The organism is Parabacteroides sp. HGS0025, assembly GCF_000969845.1.
Lineage (GTDB): Bacteria > Bacteroidota > Bacteroidia > Bacteroidales > Tannerellaceae > Parabacteroides > Parabacteroides gordonii.
Genome location: NZ_KQ033902.1, coordinates 1,852,686 through 1,867,576, shown reverse-complemented (window position 1 = coordinate 1,867,576; position 14,891 = coordinate 1,852,686). Strand labels below are relative to the sequence as shown.

Here is a 14,891-nt window from a genome sequence, read left to right as displayed (position 1 = left end):
ACAAATAGAAACCGGAAATGTTTCATACATTTGCCATTCAGGCCAAAAGACTCTATTTTAATGAACGAACATACATTTACCGAAACTTTCAACACCTCTTCCGCCCTGCTGACGGAAGGAGCCATCGTTGAAAGATTACGTCACGAATACCGTATTCCCCTGGACGAACAGATCGTCCACGCCGGTTTGATATACAACGAACAGCATAGGCAACAACTGGCAGCCATCTACCGTGAATACCTCGATATTGCGGAAGCCCGTCGGCTGCCCCTATTGCTGATGACGCCCACCCGGAGAGCCAATAGGGAACGGATCGCCGCATCCGCCTATAAGGACAGGCACGTCCTGAAAGACAATGCCGCCTTCCTGTCCGGACTAAGGCAATCCTACACCACGCCGGTCTATATCGGCGGGTTGACCGGTTGCCGGGGAGATGCCTATAGCGGCCAGAAATACTTCTCTGTCGAAGAGGCTTTCGATTACCATCTCCCGACACTTCTTGATTTCCGGGAGTCAGGAGTCGATTTCCTTTTTGCCGGCATCATGCCCGAACTGAGCGAAGCAACCGGCATGGCAAAAGCGATGGAGACAACCGGACTCCCTTACATCATCAGTTTCATGATCGGACGCAACGGGCGGCTGATGGACGGAACGTTTATCCACGAAGCTATCGAAAAGATTGATAAACAGACCTCACGCCCTCCCATCTGCTATATGGCAAATTGCGTACATCCGGACATCCTGCACGAGGCTTTGCTTCACCCGATGAACGATACGGAGTTGGTAAAAGCCCGCTTCGACGGTATCCAGGCAAACGCCGCCGCCCTCAGTCCGGAAGAACTGGACGGATGCTCCTGCCTGAAATCGTCGACGGCAGCCGAATTATCCGACCGCCTGTTGAGTCTATTATGGGATTTCCCGCTGAAAATCTGTGGCGGTTGTTGCGGAACCGATGCTTCTCACCTGGGAATGTTCGCCGATATTTTAGCGAACCGCACAAGGTAACGTCACTCCCCCGGTACAACCTTCAGGGCGGTCGTATGCTTGATCTCGTTCAACACGAAGGAACTCTGCATCTTTACGATGCCATTTACTTTGGTTAGCTTGTTAAAGACAAACTGGTCGTATGCGGCCAGGTCTTTAACAACTACCTTTAGAAAAAAATCATAGATGCCGCCGATCGAATAACATTCCATCACCTCATCAATCTCCTGTATCTCTGCTTTGAAGCGCTGGATATGCTCATCGTTGTGCACCGCCAGTGAAACATTACAGAAGACCACCAGCGGAAGTCCTACCTTCTTATTATCCACCAGCGCAACATAATTCCTGATATACCCCTCTTCCTCCAGCCGTTTCACCCGTTCGTAAACAGGCGTTTTCGAGATATTCAGTTCCGCCGACAACTCTTTCATGTTCACTTTTGCATTATTCTGCAACGCTTGTAAAATCTTAATATCAATCTGATCCAGTAAAGCCATAGTATTTTTTCCTATTTTCGTTATCAAAGTTATTCCTAAAACATACAATGTCCTGTATTTACTACAAATATAGGAATAATTCCTTATTTTCAATAAATCACCAGAACTAATTTACTAAATACATATATTTGCAGTACGATTTTCCTGAATTATTAATAGAAATTTACCGACAACATGGCAAAAACAAATCTGACTTACTGGTATCACCTGATCGCGATCATAACGGTTATTATCTGGGGTACTACATTCGTATCGACAAAAGTACTGATCCACCACGGGCTTTCGCCGGTCGACATCCTCTTTTACCGTTTCGCGCTGGCTTATATATGTATCTGGTTTATCTCGCCGAAGGTGTTGTTTGCCCGGAGTAAGAGAGACGAGCTTATGTTCGTTGCCGCCGGACTTTGCGGGGGATCGATCTATTTTATTACTGAAAACACGGCTTTAGGCATCACGCTGGCCTCGAATGTGTCGTTGATTATCTGTACAGCTCCTATCCTGACGGCATTTCTTTCGTTGCTTTTCTATCGGCAGGAAAAGATAAAACCGAACCTGATATATGGCTCGGTCATGGCCTTGATCGGCGTAGCGTTTGTGGTATTCAACGGCAGTTTCCTGCTGAAAATCAATCCGCTGGGAGATATGCTTACGCTGATTGCCGCATTGATGTGGGCGTTTTACTGCCTGATACTGAAACAGATGGGGAACCGTTATCCGACATTGCTGATTACGCGGAAAGTGTTTTTCTACGGGCTTGTCACGCTGACGCCGATGTTTTTGGTTCATCCGTTGAATACGGATACCACTGTTCTCTTCAACCCGGTAGTGGCAGCTAACCTGCTGTTTCTGGGAGTGGTAGCATCAATGCTTTGCTACATCATGTGGAACACGGCAGTAAAAGAGCTGGGGCCGTTCCGTACGGCAAATTATATCTATATCGTTCCGCTGGTGACGCTAATCACTTCGGCCATCGTGATTGATGAAATTATCACGGTCGTTGCCCTGATCGGTTCAGTGTTTATCCTGAGCGGGGTGTATATTGCGGAGAGAGGGTTTCGGTTCGGAAAGAAACAGAATTGTCCCCCAAATTGAGGGACAATATAAAAACTATTCTTATTTCAGTGCCTCAACCACCTTCGGTAGCATCGTCCAGATGGCATTTTCGCACTGGGCGGTGTAGAAGTTTCCGTCTATTTCAGATTTTTCGTCGGTGGCCAGTCCGGATTGGATGGCAGGTTTTGCCAGCGGATGTACGGCTACTTTCTTACCTTTCGCAACGCCTGCAATTTCAAACATCAACGCAGCTGCACAATGGCCTATCATCATCTTTCCTTTATCACCAAAGGCTTTGATGACAGCCAGCATATCCTGGTTGTACTGCTTTCCGGCGTTTTCGCTGAACACAGGAACGGCATCCCCGCAACCGAACACTAAAGCGTCGAACTCGTCCTCATGCCCTTTCAGGTTGGCTACCACATCGTCCACCGTCAGCTTGATACCCGAATTAGTCTTAATCTCTGTCGTTTCGGCAACAGCAAACACCTTATAAGAAATTCCATTTTCAAAAAATGCTTCCAGATACTGGAACAAACCTGATCCGTTTACCGGATTTACTGCTAAAACTGCTACTCTTTTTGACATAATTGTAATTATTAAGTGAAACAATAGTTACCTTTCGTAAGTTTATTACCTTTGTGCAGCAAATGTAGACGTTCCGTGCGAAACAAACAAGAACGCACTCCGGGATAAGCTACTTACACAGAGGTAACTATTATTGAATTTCAGCTTGATAGAAAAAGGAAAAAAAATGAAAAATTTTCACCCCACAGGAAATTGTCCGGTAAGGGACGTGCTCAGCCGGCTGGGCGACAAATGGTCGATGCTTGTCCTGACTACTTTGAACGTGAACGGCACGATGCGTTTCAGCGACATTCACAAGACCATCGACGATATTTCACAGCGGATGCTGACCGTCACGCTCCGGACTTTGGAGGCCGACGGCCTGGTGCACCGCAAAGTATATCCCGAAGTGCCGCCCCGTGTGGAATACTGCCTCACGGAACTGGGCACAACTCTGATGCCACATATCGAATCCCTTGTAAATTGGGCGGTCGGAAACATGGACGAGATACTGACGAGCCGGCAGACTGCCGGGCAGTAAATCGCCGGAAGGAGACATTTATTTTCATCCAGAGTATGCATGTTTTTTTGAAGAGGGTGCATCCTTTTTCGAAAGAGGGTGTATCCTTTTCTAAAATGGGATGCGTGCTTTTTGCACAAGGGAAGAAAGTAACCGGCAGCAAAGTCATCCGGTAACGCGGCGTTACAGCTTAATTTTCGTAATCAACTCCCTGACGACCGTTTTGAGTTCGGGCGGCCCGATAATCTCGGAGCGGTCGGCAATGGAGAGATACCAGCGGCCGAATGCTTCGAGCGAATAGGTCTGGTATTTCTGGAGGTAATACTCCCCGTCGGGTTGCTCGTCGTAAAGTCCGTAAGTGTATTTGGAGACTTCCGTATCGCGTGCGACATCGCGGTGGACACGAAGTTTCACCTCGATATCGACTTCAGAATAATAGACCTGCTCTATCAGCTCGTCAAGCGGAGGATGTGCTTCCTCAAAATCGTTTTCGGTCAGAGATAGATGGACAATCCTTCCCAGGTGGAAAGTACGGTAATCCTTTCTCAACTTGCACCAGGCGAGGACATACCAGATACCTCTCGAGAAAAACATGCCCTGGGGTTCGACCGTCCGCTCGGTGAGTTGATGGTTATAGCCGGCACGGTAGGTCATCAGTAATTGCTTCTTATTCAACAAGCCTTTCAGAAGCGGCTGAAGGACATTTCCGGGGATGGCAGGCGGTGCACTGTAACTCCCCGAAATCCGGATGTACTGGTCGAAATGATGAAGGATATCTTTTTCGGCCGTTTTCAGCACTGCACGTATCTTATCCATGCCACTGCGGAACAGTCCGTAGGTATCGCCGTCGGTCTGATGGCTGACAAGTTTCTCCGCCACCAGGAAAGAGAGAGCCTCCTCGGTATTGAACATCAGGGGCGGCAACTTGAAACCGTCCACCAGCGAATACCCTACCCCGGCCTCGCCACCGACAGGGATGCCAGACTCTTCCAACGCACGGATGTCGCGATAAACCGTCCGGAGACTTACTCCGAACTGCTCCGCTATCTCGCTTGCCGTGACAACAGGGCGGGATTGCAGCTTGACCAGGATAGCGGATATTCGTTCCAGACGGTTCATTGTACGTGTTTCTTCAGTTGATTTTTTTACAAAGATATCAACTTTCCGGTTATCTGTCGAACGATTAGCAAATCATCGCCCGGACTGATTGGGGGATCAGGCGAATGATGCAAATGCCGTCGCCGGTAGGGCCTTCGGGGGAGTATTCGTTCATCCAGTCTTGCCAAAGTTCGCGTTTCAGTTCCACGTCGGTGACAATCTCGACCTGACCTGCAACCTGCATCTGGCCGCCTTCCAGCGTAGCATACATCACTTCGCAGCGCGGATCCTGACGGAGGTTCGCTAATTTCTGCGTGGTGGCTTCTGTCGCGAAATGGAGTTGCTGCAATGTTTGTCCAGCCAGGTTGTTCAAGGCCGAAAGACGCGGGCCTGTCTCGGCATTGCAGGTGGCGATGATGCCGTACTCAAATCCCTTGATAAACTTTTCGGCTTCTTTTACCTGCTCTTTCGTCATCCCGGAAACCTCTCCTAAATAATACAATTTTAATTCCATCTTCGTAGCTTTTTAATGTTTATACTCGAACTATGGGACAAAGGTATGGGGCGGGGGTGACAACAGTATGTCAGGAGGGAAAAGATTATTTTCCTACAAAGAAGATTTTATTTCGCTATTTATACAAAAAAAGAGGGAAACAAATAGGATATATATTAATTACTATTTATATTTGTAACCTAAAGGTTGCTTTTAAACACCTTAGAGTTATATTAATAAACACTAGTTAACACGTTTAGTCTTATGGAAGCATCTATCATTGAAAAAACGGAAAAAGCAAGATTTAATGTCATGTTATTACAGATGATCAGTTTTGGAATTTGGATGATTGGAGGGATTTTAGCCCAATTCCCTTTCGACAAACCAGTGATAAACATATGTGGTATCATCTCTGCGATCTTCGGTTTATTGTTCTTTTATGGAACGATTAAGAACCTGCTCCTTTGTCGTGAAATCAAGAACAGCAAGGAGCTATCCAATGCTTTGGGTAATGAAATGTACAAAAGTTTCGATTGCAGGGCACGCACTAGTGGTTTATTCTCTACCATTATATGCGTAATGTTCATTTATCTGGTAGACGATTATATCAACTTTCCGGTCAAGGTATATTGTTTAATCCTTTTGTTCGTTGCCGTTATAACCGTAGGCGTACACCGGTTAGTGTTATATAAATAAGAGTAAGATGGAAAGCAAAGAACTAATCAATAAAATAAAAGTCTATCGAGCGATGAAAAACATCAGCCAGGAGGATTTAGCCACAGCCATCGGCGTGACGCGCAAAACCATCAACACCATCGAAACAGGCAAATATACCCCTTCAACCGTCCTTGCTTTGAGAATAGCCAGATATTTCAAAGCACCGGTCGAAAGTATTTTTCAGTTGAATAAAGAGGAGGAAATAACAACAAACAAATAAATACAGAAGTACATAAAAGAAGCACGCCGGTAAAACAAGAAAATGAAACAGAGGAAGAACCGTTTCTTTTTCATACATTTGCCACCAGACAAAACTTCATACATAAATCATCTTACCATGAACGACAAATTAAACATTCTCTGGACAACCGACAATAAAGACACCATATTCAATATGTTAGCCATGTACACCCTCAACTCCCAAAAGAGAGGCTGGTGGCAGGAAGTGAATGTGATTCTTTGGGGAGCTTCCGTAAAGTTAGCCGCCCAGGACACACAGGTTCAAACGGAAATTCTGGAAATGCTTCAAACGGGTGTCACCGTCGAAGCCTGCCAGGACTGCTGCGAAAGGTTCGGAGTGAAACCTGTAATCGAGAAACTGGGAGTTACCGTCAGATATATGGGAGCTCCGCTAACCGAATATCTCAAAAACGGAGAAAAAGTATTGACTCTTTGATTTGCAAGATATACCTACAAAATAAACTTTATTTTTCACACTGAAATACACAACATTATGGAACTTCCTATTTTAAAAGACAAAAACATCTTCCCCACTAATGAAGTCCTTGCCGACGTTCTGGAGACTAGTTTTCCTGCATTCGAAACATTCAGCGCATCGGCTGAAACCGCCGGCCTTACACTCGAATGGAACTATTACAACGACGGGAAGGTCTGGTTGTGCAAAGTCCTGTCGAAGAAGAAAAACCTCGCGTGGCTGGTTGTTTACCAGAACTACTTCAGAACCACCTCCTACTTCACCGAAAAGCATCTGGATCGTATCGCCGACATGGAAATTACGGAAAGCATCAAAGAGGAATTCTACCAGGCGAAACCTAGCGGAAAACTCATCCCCATGAGCGTTGTCATCACCGAAAAAGAGCAGGTGAAAGATGCCTTGTCTATGATACTTTTCAAGAAAGGATTAAAATAAACATATATGGAACCTAACGGAATCATAAAGAAACACATCGCCCCTTGCGGACTTCACTGCGGGGGTTGCTTTGCCTTCAACGGTGGCAACATACAGAAACACAGCACCGAACTCATCAAAAGCCTGGGTAACTTCGATGTTTATGCCCAACGCTTTGTCACCATGCTCGACGAACCAGTCTTCGAAAACTACCAGAGTTTCAAAATGATGCTGCATTATTTCTCGGAAACCAAATGCAACGGCTGCCGCGAACAGGCATGTGCCCTGTTCAAAAGTTGCCATGTCAGGGATTGTTTCCGTGAGAAGGGTGTCGATTTTTGTTTTCAATGTACCTCCTTCCCCTGCGAACAAACCGGGTTCGACGAACATTTGCAAAAACGTTTCATCTCCATCAACGAAAAAATACGGAAAATCGGCATCGAAAACTATTATGAGGAGATAAAAGATGTTCCTCGATACTAACCGAATAACAGTAATTTATTTCCTGTAATCAAAGGCATTTGAAAACATTGAGTACCTTTGTCCATCATGAAGAAATTAGTAATTGTCGGATGCGGACGGCTAGGCGGTATCGTCGCCGAAGCCGTTATCAAAGGCATTTTGCCTGAATATGATTTAGTTGGTGTCTATTCCCGTACGGTATCGAAGGCCGAAAGCATGGCCGCCCGGATGCAGGAACAGGGAAAACCTTGCCTAGCGTGTACAACCATAGCAGATTTGCTGGCGTTGAAACCCGATTACCTGGTGGAAGCTGCCTCGCCTGCCGCCATGAGGGAATTGGCTATCCCCACCCTGAAAAACGGTACTTCAATCGTAACCCTTTCTATCGGAGCACTTGCCGACGACGACTTCTACCGCGAAGTCTCGGAAACAGCCAAAGCACACGGCACGCGCGTCTACCTGGCCTCCGGAGCAACCGGCGGTTTCGATGTGTTACGGACGGCTTCCCTGATGGGAAATGCCTCCGCGAAGTTTTTCAACGAGAAGGGCCCCAACGCCCTGAAAGGCACGCCCGTTTACGACGAGTCGTTGCAAACGGAACAACGCACCGTCTTCTCCGGAAGCGCAATAGAAGCCATCAAGCTCTTCCCAACCAAGGTCAATGTCACCGTTGCCGCCTCACGGGCTTCGGTAGGCCCCGGGAACATGCAGGTCACAATGCAGTCCACCCCCGGATTTACGGGCGATACACAACGGGTAGAGATCAGGAACGACCAGGTACATGCCGTAATCGACGTCTACAGCGCGACAGCCGAGATAGCCGGTTGGTCAGTAGTGAATACGCTGCTGAACATCACCTCACCCATCGTCTTTTAAGAGGTTCATAACAATCCTTACCGAAAAAACAGTCATTATGGAAACCAACTATCAGAAATTCCTGTCGGGAGAATATTGTAACCGCCTGGATAAAGAAGTGTTTGATATGATCGTCCGTAACAAACAGTTGCTTGCGGAATTCAATTCGACCGACATTTCAGACAGCGAAGCAAGGACGGCTTTGCTGCATGAGCTATTCGGTCGCGTCGGAAAACATTCGAGAGTCGATATAAACTTCCACTGCGAATGCGGCAAACATATCTTTATTGGGGATAAAGTGATTATCAACATGAACTGTACCTTCCTCGACAACAATTATATAACGATAGGAAATAACGTCCTGATAGCTCCCAACGTGCAACTCTACACTGCAACCCACCCGGTAAGTGCGTCCGAGAGATTTGTGGAAGACTGGGATGAAAACTCGGGAGAGCTGTTCTTTCGTACAAGAGCGCTTCCTATTACGATAGGAAACAATGTCTGGATTGGTGGCGGAGTAATCGTACTGCCCGGCGTTACTATCGGTGATAACTGCGTAATCGGTGCCGGAAGCGTTGTCACCCAGTCAATACCTTCCAACAGTCTGGCGGTCGGAAATCCCTGCCAGGTTGTCAAAACGATATAAAAACATAGAGCACGCGGATAAAACACTGATAATTAATATTTTTCAGTGATTATCCGCATGCTACCTATTCCAACTCTGTTTATTTGCAATTGGCTGAAAGGTTTGCCAACACTTTCTCGCTCAGACGGTCAAAAGCCTGGCGCGTACGTCCTGTCGAGACTTGCATGCAACGTACATGCGGATGGTTCAGCAGGTGGCTGTCTCCCAATGCTCCGGCGGTATCGCAGAAGCAGAGATTGTCGCCTTCGAGCCATTTCATGAAGGGAGCCTCGTCCCAGGCCGGAGACAAACCGGTGTTAAACAGTATCTTTTTATTGCCCAACTGCCCGAATTCGGCTTCATGCAACAGGACGGTGTTCTTATTCAGGCAACAGAAAACGGCTTCGCTCTGCGACAACAGTTCGCCAAGGGGCAGGAAACGATAGCCCTTCCCGCGTGCCGCCTCTTTCTCGCTCCGGGCGAAATAGGCAACATCAGCCCCGAAAAACTTCAAGGCATCCGCTATCATGCCGCCGGACTTACCCAGTCCTACGATACCGACTTTCATCCCGGTAATCTCACGGGGAATATCGTCCCACGCCTCCTGCTCAAAACCATGTAGGCAACGCACCAGTTCGCTGATGACATACTCCACCACCCCTTCATCGCCATAATCGCGGATACCGGTGACAACGATACCCCGTTCGTTCGCATAGCGAATATCGACATTCGCGCTTTCCGGCGAGTAAAGCGAGCAACACATCCCGATATACCGGACGTTCGGGCACTTTTCCAGTGCCGCCCGCCCAATCCGCGAGGTGTAACTCAACAAAACAGCGTCCGCATCCCCGATACGGCTTGCCACCTCCTCATCGCCGGAGGGTATATCGTCGTACATAATAACTTCTTTCGCAAAATCTTGCAATTTCTTTTCTGCTGATGGAATCAGGCTTACAGGCTCTATCGCCACAAGTTTCTTAAACATCGGAATTTTTACTTATTTTTATCACACAAAGATAGCCCTTTCTTCCCACAAAGCGGAATTATCCCCCTCCATTCTTACAAATCGAAAACTTATCCTACCTTTGGGAACATGGAAACAAAGAAAGCTACAATCAGCAAAATCAACGTCGTCGTCGATTGCAAGGATGCAGGTATCATGGCATGTTTTTACAGCCGGCTTCTGAATTGGGAGTGGACACACCCGCAGGCAAACGGCTGGTCAGCCATCACTTCGCCCGCCGGTATGGTCATCGCCTTCCAGGAAATTGAAGAATACGAACCACCCGTCTGGCCCTGGCAGGCAGGGAAACAAGGGCAGATGCTGCACCTCGACTTCTATGTGGACGACCTCGAAGAAGCCGTCCGCCACGCCCTCAGTCTGGGAGCACGCCTTGCCGGTGAGCAATATTTCAAAACTTCCCGCACATTGATCGACCCCGCCGGCCATCCTTTCTGCCTGGATACGGACGAACCGGAGTAACCTGTCAAAAACAAACATCATGAAAAAAAAGAACTTGAACGAAATGAGCAACGAGGAACTTTGGCAACTGTTCCCTATTATACTGTCGCCCCATAACCCGGAGTGGCCCGGACGTTACGAAACAGAAAAAGAGCTGCTCATAAAAACCATCGGAACGGAAAACATCATCCGTATCAACCATATCGGAAGCACTGCCGTCCCTGGCCTGACAGCCAAACCGACGATCGACATTTTGCTGGAGATACAGCAGGAAACCGATCCCGTCCGCCTCATCCCAACTATCGAGTCAGCAGGTTATATCTATTGCCACAAACCCGACAACCCGCCTCCCCACATGATGTTTATGAAAGGATATACGCCCGAAGGATTTAAAGGTCAAGCCTTCCATCTCCACATAAGATACTCCGGCGACTGGGACGAACTCTATTTCCGCGACTATCTCCTCGCCCATCCCGATACGGCCAAGGTCTACGGTGAGTTAAAGGTCAAACTACAAAAGCTATACGAACACGATCGTGACGGCTACACCAACGCGAAAACCAATTTCATCCGAGAGATAACAAACCAGGCAAAAGAACAGATTACCTATCCCACAAACACGGAATAAATTATGAAAACCAAAGAGATTATATGGTGGATATTTCTACTGGTCATCATCGATCAGGCGACAAAGATTGTGATCTATCATTTTTATATGGATACCCATTTTGAGATTATCCCCTCGCTATTCGAGTTCAGTCCGGTATTCAACGACAAACACAGCTACGTCAACTATCTTCTGAACCAGAAACTGAATATCAATATGGGCTTCTGGATCCACATGGTCATCTTCGCCATGGCCGAATGTATCATACTGGCATTATACGTCTTCCTCAGAAGCCTGTCAAAAAAAACGAAGCTCCTCGACATCGGCATCACCTTCCAAATTGCGGGACTGATCTGTGCTTTACTCGGTAATATCGTCTGGGAAAAGGGGGTATTGGATTTCATTTACCTCAAACCCCTATTTGTTTTCGATCTGAAGGATTTATACAATAATTGTTTTGTTGTTCTCCTTCTTATATATGTACACAAGCACAGGGAAAAAGTAAATACGGCAGAAATAAAAGAGGTCATCAACCAGCTCCGCAACAGATAGAAGAGGCTGACAAACAGGAAGCAATCGAAACGAAAACGAATTTGGCCGGATTGGACAACTCCCGATCAGTATAGATTGCCTACTTTTGTCCCTAAAGAATCAGAAGTATGCGAAGCAGTACCGAAAATATCTATCAGGAAAAGGTGAACCAGGTAATCGACTACATCAGCGCTAACCTGCACCAGCCGTTACAGCTGGATGTAATAGCCGAAAGGATCTGCGTATCCCGGCGGCAGTTGCTCCGCATCATGCGCTCCGCCCTCGACGAATCCCTCTATGCCTACATGGCCAGACAGCGGATGGAACGGGCTATCATGTATATGCAGACGGAGGAAATGACACTTGTCGAACTGGCCGCGCGGGTAGGTTACGACAATCCGCAATCGTTCTCGAAAGCTTTCAGGAAGCTGTTCGGTATCTCGCCGAAAGCCTATATTAACGAGTTGAACGCCCGCTTGCAAGAATATGTGAAAAGCAGCAGCGGCAAATACGAAACCGTCCCTTCGGAAATCTGTGAGGAGGAAGATCTGAATCTGATTTATATCCGCATCGTGGGACAGTACGGAGAGGAAATGCCTTACGAAACGGCCTGGAACAAACTGATGAAGTTCCTGAAAGAAAAGCAGGCACTATCCGCCGCCACCCGCTTTATTGGTCTGAGTTTCGACGATCCGAACGTCACCATAGCCGGACAATGCCGCTTCTACGCCTGTGCAACGGTAGATAAACCGATCGAAGCGGCAGGCGTCTTCGGCACACTCCGACTGCGGAAAGGGAGATATGCCGTTTATACGTTGAAAGGCAGTTATTCCAACCTACAGGAGTTTTACAACAACATCAGCATCAGCTTCAACCACACTATCCGCCACGGTATGCCTTTCGAGGAATACATCCATTATACCGGAACGGACAGCGAGGCGACTCTAACCAAGATTTACATACCCATAAAATAAGATCATCATGGAAACGAAATACATCACCCTGACGAAGGAAAATATCGCAACCGAACATATTTGTTGCGCCTTCTCCGACAAAAAATGCAAGGAAAGTTACGAGCTGAAAAAAGAATGGCTCAGGAAAGAATTCGACAACGGATACGTTTTCCGCCGCCTTGACGAACGTGCCAAGGTATTCATCGAATATGTTCCCGCCGAGAAGGCCTGGGTTCCTGTCAACGCTCCCGGCTATCTGATGATAAACTGTTTCTGGGTTTCAGGGCAATATAAAGGATGCGGGCATGGAAAGGCCCTGCTGCAATCCGCCATCGACGATGCCAGAGCACAGGGAAAGGCGGGGCTGGTCACCGTAGCGGGTACATCCAAGTTCCATTTTATGAGCGACACCAAATGGCTTTTGCACCAGGGTTTCCAAACGGTGGAAAAACTGCCCGACGGTTTCAGCCTGCTGGCTTTGAAAATCGACTCCGAAGCCCCCGACCCGTCGTTCAAAGCAAGTGTGCGAAGCGGAGAATGTGAGGAAAAGAAGGGCGTGGTCGTCTATTACACCAGCCGTTGCCCGTTCACGGAATTTCATGTGCGCGGTACGCTGGCAGAGGTGGCCGAAAGGAAAGGTATACCGCTTAAAATCATCAAACTGGAGACGATGGAACAGGCACAAGACGCTCCTACCCCGGCTACCATATTCACCCTTTTCTACAACGGGAAGTTCGTTACAACTGACGTCAGCGTATGTATGGAGAAACGGTTCGAGAAGATTGTCGGGATTTAATCGCCCGTCTGCCAACGGATGGGTTACTCGAACAAGTCAGCGGGCGACTCCAATTCGAACAACAGCAGCTTCGCCGGAAGACCTCCGGCATAACCTATCAGAAGTGCAATACCGAAACTCAATAGGATGCCGATTAACACAATCACTGTATATCGCTGTAACAAATTATAAAACATTGAACTACACATATAAATATAAACTCAACAATTTATAATTTACTTTTATAAGTACAGAGACTTATATGCAATTTGAAGTCAACAAGCAACTAGTTAAAACAATAATAAGTTATATATTACAAGACAATAAGTCTCACATATCCAAATAAAAATCTATATTCTTTTTGCGTGAAGACTCGATATCTGATTCATTAAAAGGGACTAATCTGCTTTCATCTTTGAACATTGGAATATTTATTAGATGAATTCTTTTCGGTGGAACTATATCTGTATATAGGTGTACACCTGTCTCCTTGGTAGCAAACTCTACAACAAGTCCAGAAATATCTACACCCACAAAAAAACGAGCAGCTTTTGTATTCAAAGCATCTATACTATGCTTCAAATAATTGTTATATTTTGGTCTAAAATAATTAATTAAAATTTCTTCTATAATATCTACCTCTATTTTCCTTGGGATATGCATTTCATTAAATGCATTTATTCTCTTTTTTTCTCTTTCATACGTAGACTCAAAGTATTCAAAACCAGTACTAAATATCTTTTGTTTATGTCTAAAATTAAAAGCCATAATAAGCGCCTCTTTATCTGGGTTCAACTCTGTGATATTCATCAATATAGATTTCAAGGCTTTATGATTTTGATTATACAATCTATCCACAATATTCAATTTCTTCTTCACACCATATGAACGACCGATATAAAGGACTTCAAATAATATAGAAGTATGTTTGAGCAAAAAATCATGTATATGGAATGTCTGTATTTCTTCATTTTTCGAGTTTTTAAATATCAGATATTTATGGGGAAAGTCTGAAACTTCTATTGATTTCACCTCGTTTGGTACTTCAAATTGAACACACATAATATTCCTGTCATATTGATTCATAATAACAATACATATTTGAACAATATTCCTTTTATTATCAAAGGTCAAACTATCTACAAGAAACCATGCCCTGTTAGTCCAGGTTATAAAATTTAGTCCAGGTTATAAAATATATATTATAATTATCAGGTAATTCAATATCCTCATTTTTGAAATCTTCTAAAACGGAAGGTGTAAAGATATAAGGATCATCAGAATAATAATTGAATATTGCTTCAAAATCAAACTGCTTCATATTATCAATGTATTAATAAATAAAAATCCTCATAAACCTAAGTTTACAAGGACTTCTTATACTCAGCGGAGAGATAGGGATTCGAACCCCAGGAACCTCTCAGTTCAACGGTTTTCAAGACCGCCGCAATCGACCACTCTGCCATCTCTCCAGTACGTTTTGCTATCGTTTTCTCTCGATTGCGGTGCAAAGGTAGTGATAATTTTCATATCTCCTAATTTTCCGGAGCATTTTTTTCTTTT

General features: G+C 45.8%; 22 protein-coding genes and 1 tRNA gene. 15 read left to right on the top strand and 8 right to left on the bottom strand.

Annotated elements, in window-relative coordinates; translation table 11 throughout:
• Positions 1 to 60: 60 nt before the first annotated feature.
• On the top strand, positions 61 to 1,005 hold the full coding sequence (locus HMPREF1212_RS07170; protein WP_046148904.1) for a homocysteine S-methyltransferase family protein: 945 nt from the start codon (positions 61 to 63) through the stop codon (positions 1,003 to 1,005).
• A 2-nt stretch (positions 1,006 to 1,007) separates the two neighbouring features.
• On the opposite strand, the gene HMPREF1212_RS07165 is transcribed toward HMPREF1212_RS07170, so the two are convergent.
• Complete coding sequence (locus tag HMPREF1212_RS07165; protein ID WP_007653114.1) at positions 1,008 to 1,481, bottom strand: Lrp/AsnC family transcriptional regulator; 474 nt, start codon at positions 1,479 to 1,481, stop codon at positions 1,008 to 1,010.
• 174 nt (positions 1,482 to 1,655) lie between these two features.
• On the opposite strand from HMPREF1212_RS07165, the gene HMPREF1212_RS07160 reads away from it, so the two are divergent.
• Positions 1,656 to 2,573, top strand: a complete 918-nt coding sequence (locus HMPREF1212_RS07160) for a DMT family transporter (RefSeq protein WP_046148903.1) — start codon at positions 1,656 to 1,658, stop codon at positions 2,571 to 2,573.
• Positions 2,574 to 2,594: 21 nt separating this feature from the next.
• On the opposite strand, the gene HMPREF1212_RS07155 is transcribed toward HMPREF1212_RS07160, so the two are convergent.
• Complete coding sequence (locus HMPREF1212_RS07155; protein ID WP_007653110.1) at positions 2,595 to 3,122, bottom strand: DJ-1/PfpI family protein; 528 nt, start codon at positions 3,120 to 3,122, stop codon at positions 2,595 to 2,597.
• Positions 3,123 to 3,288: 166 nt separating this feature from the next.
• Between HMPREF1212_RS07155 and HMPREF1212_RS07150 the strand changes: the two genes are divergently transcribed.
• A complete protein-coding gene (locus HMPREF1212_RS07150; protein WP_046148902.1) occupies positions 3,289 to 3,642 on the top strand; it encodes a winged helix-turn-helix transcriptional regulator in 354 nt (117 codons plus the stop codon).
• Positions 3,643 to 3,804: 162 nt separating this feature from the next.
• On the opposite strand, the gene HMPREF1212_RS07145 is transcribed toward HMPREF1212_RS07150, so the two are convergent.
• Together HMPREF1212_RS07145 and HMPREF1212_RS07140 are read right to left on the bottom strand one after the other, a co-directional pair.
• Entirely contained in the window at positions 3,805 to 4,740 is a 936-nt protein-coding gene (locus HMPREF1212_RS07145) for a helix-turn-helix transcriptional regulator (RefSeq protein WP_046148901.1), read from the bottom strand.
• 64 nt (positions 4,741 to 4,804) lie between these two features.
• The gene (locus HMPREF1212_RS07140) at positions 4,805 to 5,233 is read right to left on the bottom strand and encodes a pyridoxamine 5'-phosphate oxidase family protein (RefSeq protein ID WP_046148900.1); all 429 of its coding nucleotides are present in this window, start codon (positions 5,231 to 5,233) and stop codon (positions 4,805 to 4,807) included.
• Between the two features lie 243 nt (positions 5,234 to 5,476).
• Between HMPREF1212_RS07140 and HMPREF1212_RS07135 the strand changes: the two genes are divergently transcribed.
• From HMPREF1212_RS07135 to HMPREF1212_RS07105, 7 genes are all read left to right on the top strand, one after another.
• On the top strand, positions 5,477 to 5,908 hold the full coding sequence (locus HMPREF1212_RS07135) for a hypothetical protein (RefSeq protein ID WP_046148899.1): 432 nt from the start codon (positions 5,477 to 5,479) through the stop codon (positions 5,906 to 5,908).
• Positions 5,909 to 5,915: 7 nt separating this feature from the next.
• A complete protein-coding gene (locus HMPREF1212_RS07130; protein ID WP_046148898.1) occupies positions 5,916 to 6,149 on the top strand; it encodes a helix-turn-helix transcriptional regulator in 234 nt (77 codons plus the stop codon).
• A 117-nt stretch (positions 6,150 to 6,266) separates the two neighbouring features.
• A complete protein-coding gene (locus HMPREF1212_RS07125) occupies positions 6,267 to 6,605 on the top strand; it encodes a DsrE family protein (protein WP_046150271.1) in 339 nt (112 codons plus the stop codon).
• A 57-nt stretch (positions 6,606 to 6,662) separates the two neighbouring features.
• Entirely contained in the window at positions 6,663 to 7,079 is a 417-nt protein-coding gene (locus HMPREF1212_RS07120) for a DUF3788 family protein (protein ID WP_046148897.1), read from the top strand.
• A 6-nt stretch (positions 7,080 to 7,085) separates the two neighbouring features.
• The gene (locus HMPREF1212_RS07115) at positions 7,086 to 7,541 is read left to right on the top strand and encodes a DUF3795 domain-containing protein (protein WP_046148896.1); all 456 of its coding nucleotides are present in this window, start codon (positions 7,086 to 7,088) and stop codon (positions 7,539 to 7,541) included.
• Between the two features lie 66 nt (positions 7,542 to 7,607).
• The gene (locus HMPREF1212_RS07110; protein ID WP_046148895.1) at positions 7,608 to 8,396 is read left to right on the top strand and encodes an aspartate dehydrogenase domain-containing protein; all 789 of its coding nucleotides are present in this window, start codon (positions 7,608 to 7,610) and stop codon (positions 8,394 to 8,396) included.
• Positions 8,397 to 8,433: 37 nt separating this feature from the next.
• Positions 8,434 to 9,021 carry a sugar O-acetyltransferase gene (locus HMPREF1212_RS07105; RefSeq protein WP_046148894.1) on the top strand — a complete coding sequence of 196 codons (588 nt, stop codon included), beginning with the start codon at positions 8,434 to 8,436 and terminating at the stop codon, positions 9,019 to 9,021.
• 79 nt (positions 9,022 to 9,100) lie between these two features.
• Here HMPREF1212_RS07105 and HMPREF1212_RS07100 read toward each other — a convergent pair whose 3' ends face one another.
• Entirely contained in the window at positions 9,101 to 9,985 is an 885-nt protein-coding gene (locus HMPREF1212_RS07100) for an NAD(P)-dependent oxidoreductase (protein ID WP_007653089.1), read from the bottom strand.
• 108 nt (positions 9,986 to 10,093) lie between these two features.
• Here HMPREF1212_RS07100 and HMPREF1212_RS07095 point away from each other — a divergent pair, with 108 nt between their 5' ends.
• The 5 genes from HMPREF1212_RS07095 (at position 10,094) to HMPREF1212_RS07075 (ending at position 13,349) form a co-directional block, all read left to right on the top strand.
• Positions 10,094 to 10,483 carry a VOC family protein gene (locus tag HMPREF1212_RS07095; protein WP_046148893.1) on the top strand — a complete coding sequence of 130 codons (390 nt, stop codon included), beginning with the start codon at positions 10,094 to 10,096 and terminating at the stop codon, positions 10,481 to 10,483.
• Positions 10,484 to 10,502: 19 nt separating this feature from the next.
• On the top strand, positions 10,503 to 11,090 hold the full coding sequence (locus HMPREF1212_RS07090; protein WP_046148892.1) for a GrpB family protein: 588 nt from the start codon (positions 10,503 to 10,505) through the stop codon (positions 11,088 to 11,090).
• A gap of 3 nt (positions 11,091 to 11,093) precedes the next feature.
• The gene (locus HMPREF1212_RS07085; protein WP_046148891.1) at positions 11,094 to 11,621 is read left to right on the top strand and encodes a signal peptidase II; all 528 of its coding nucleotides are present in this window, start codon (positions 11,094 to 11,096) and stop codon (positions 11,619 to 11,621) included.
• Positions 11,622 to 11,728: 107 nt separating this feature from the next.
• Positions 11,729 to 12,574: an AraC family transcriptional regulator gene (locus HMPREF1212_RS07080; RefSeq protein ID WP_046148890.1), complete on the top strand. Its 846-nt coding sequence runs from the start codon at positions 11,729 to 11,731 to the stop codon at positions 12,572 to 12,574.
• Positions 12,575 to 12,581: 7 nt separating this feature from the next.
• Complete coding sequence (locus tag HMPREF1212_RS07075; protein ID WP_046148889.1) at positions 12,582 to 13,349, top strand: N-acetyltransferase; 768 nt, start codon at positions 12,582 to 12,584, stop codon at positions 13,347 to 13,349.
• Positions 13,350 to 13,372: 23 nt separating this feature from the next.
• On the opposite strand, the gene HMPREF1212_RS27110 is transcribed toward HMPREF1212_RS07075, so the two are convergent.
• The 3 genes from HMPREF1212_RS27110 to HMPREF1212_RS07065 form a co-directional block, all read right to left on the bottom strand.
• Positions 13,373 to 13,525: a hypothetical protein gene (locus HMPREF1212_RS27110; RefSeq protein WP_198293255.1), complete on the bottom strand. Its 153-nt coding sequence runs from the start codon at positions 13,523 to 13,525 to the stop codon at positions 13,373 to 13,375.
• Between the two features lie 133 nt (positions 13,526 to 13,658).
• Entirely contained in the window at positions 13,659 to 14,414 is a 756-nt protein-coding gene (locus HMPREF1212_RS07070) for a hypothetical protein (RefSeq protein ID WP_046148888.1), read from the bottom strand.
• A 301-nt stretch (positions 14,415 to 14,715) separates the two neighbouring features.
• Positions 14,716 to 14,800, bottom strand: a tRNA-Ser gene (locus HMPREF1212_RS07065).
• Positions 14,801 to 14,891 lie beyond the last annotated feature (91 nt).

Bases quoted from the DNA above. Each gene is read 5' to 3' on its own strand.
- HMPREF1212_RS07170 (WP_046148904.1), top strand. From the start codon at position 61: ATGAACGAACATACATTTACCGAAACTTTCAACACCTCTTCCGCCCTG.
- HMPREF1212_RS07165 (WP_007653114.1), bottom strand. From the start codon at position 1,481: ATGGCTTTACTGGATCAGATTGATATTAAGATTTTACAAGCGTTGCAG.
- HMPREF1212_RS07160 (WP_046148903.1), top strand. From the start codon at position 1,656: ATGGCAAAAACAAATCTGACTTACTGGTATCACCTGATCGCGATCATA.
- HMPREF1212_RS07155 (WP_007653110.1), bottom strand. From the start codon at position 3,122: ATGTCAAAAAGAGTAGCAGTTTTAGCAGTAAATCCGGTAAACGGATCA.
- HMPREF1212_RS07150 (WP_046148902.1), top strand. From the start codon at position 3,289: ATGAAAAATTTTCACCCCACAGGAAATTGTCCGGTAAGGGACGTGCTC.
- HMPREF1212_RS07145 (WP_046148901.1), bottom strand. From the start codon at position 4,740: ATGAACCGTCTGGAACGAATATCCGCTATCCTGGTCAAGCTGCAATCC.
- HMPREF1212_RS07140 (WP_046148900.1), bottom strand. From the start codon at position 5,233: ATGGAATTAAAATTGTATTATTTAGGAGAGGTTTCCGGGATGACGAAA.
- HMPREF1212_RS07135 (WP_046148899.1), top strand. From the start codon at position 5,477: ATGGAAGCATCTATCATTGAAAAAACGGAAAAAGCAAGATTTAATGTC.
- HMPREF1212_RS07130 (WP_046148898.1), top strand. From the start codon at position 5,916: ATGGAAAGCAAAGAACTAATCAATAAAATAAAAGTCTATCGAGCGATG.
- HMPREF1212_RS07125 (WP_046150271.1), top strand. From the start codon at position 6,267: ATGAACGACAAATTAAACATTCTCTGGACAACCGACAATAAAGACACC.
- HMPREF1212_RS07120 (WP_046148897.1), top strand. From the start codon at position 6,663: ATGGAACTTCCTATTTTAAAAGACAAAAACATCTTCCCCACTAATGAA.
- HMPREF1212_RS07115 (WP_046148896.1), top strand. From the start codon at position 7,086: ATGGAACCTAACGGAATCATAAAGAAACACATCGCCCCTTGCGGACTT.
- HMPREF1212_RS07110 (WP_046148895.1), top strand. From the start codon at position 7,608: ATGAAGAAATTAGTAATTGTCGGATGCGGACGGCTAGGCGGTATCGTC.
- HMPREF1212_RS07105 (WP_046148894.1), top strand. From the start codon at position 8,434: ATGGAAACCAACTATCAGAAATTCCTGTCGGGAGAATATTGTAACCGC.
- HMPREF1212_RS07100 (WP_007653089.1), bottom strand. From the start codon at position 9,985: ATGTTTAAGAAACTTGTGGCGATAGAGCCTGTAAGCCTGATTCCATCA.
- HMPREF1212_RS07095 (WP_046148893.1), top strand. From the start codon at position 10,094: ATGGAAACAAAGAAAGCTACAATCAGCAAAATCAACGTCGTCGTCGAT.
- HMPREF1212_RS07090 (WP_046148892.1), top strand. From the start codon at position 10,503: ATGAAAAAAAAGAACTTGAACGAAATGAGCAACGAGGAACTTTGGCAA.
- HMPREF1212_RS07085 (WP_046148891.1), top strand. From the start codon at position 11,094: ATGAAAACCAAAGAGATTATATGGTGGATATTTCTACTGGTCATCATC.
- HMPREF1212_RS07080 (WP_046148890.1), top strand. From the start codon at position 11,729: ATGCGAAGCAGTACCGAAAATATCTATCAGGAAAAGGTGAACCAGGTA.
- HMPREF1212_RS07075 (WP_046148889.1), top strand. From the start codon at position 12,582: ATGGAAACGAAATACATCACCCTGACGAAGGAAAATATCGCAACCGAA.
- HMPREF1212_RS27110 (WP_198293255.1), bottom strand. From the start codon at position 13,525: ATGTTTTATAATTTGTTACAGCGATATACAGTGATTGTGTTAATCGGC.
- HMPREF1212_RS07070 (WP_046148888.1), bottom strand. From the start codon at position 14,414: ATGAATCAATATGACAGGAATATTATGTGTGTTCAATTTGAAGTACCA.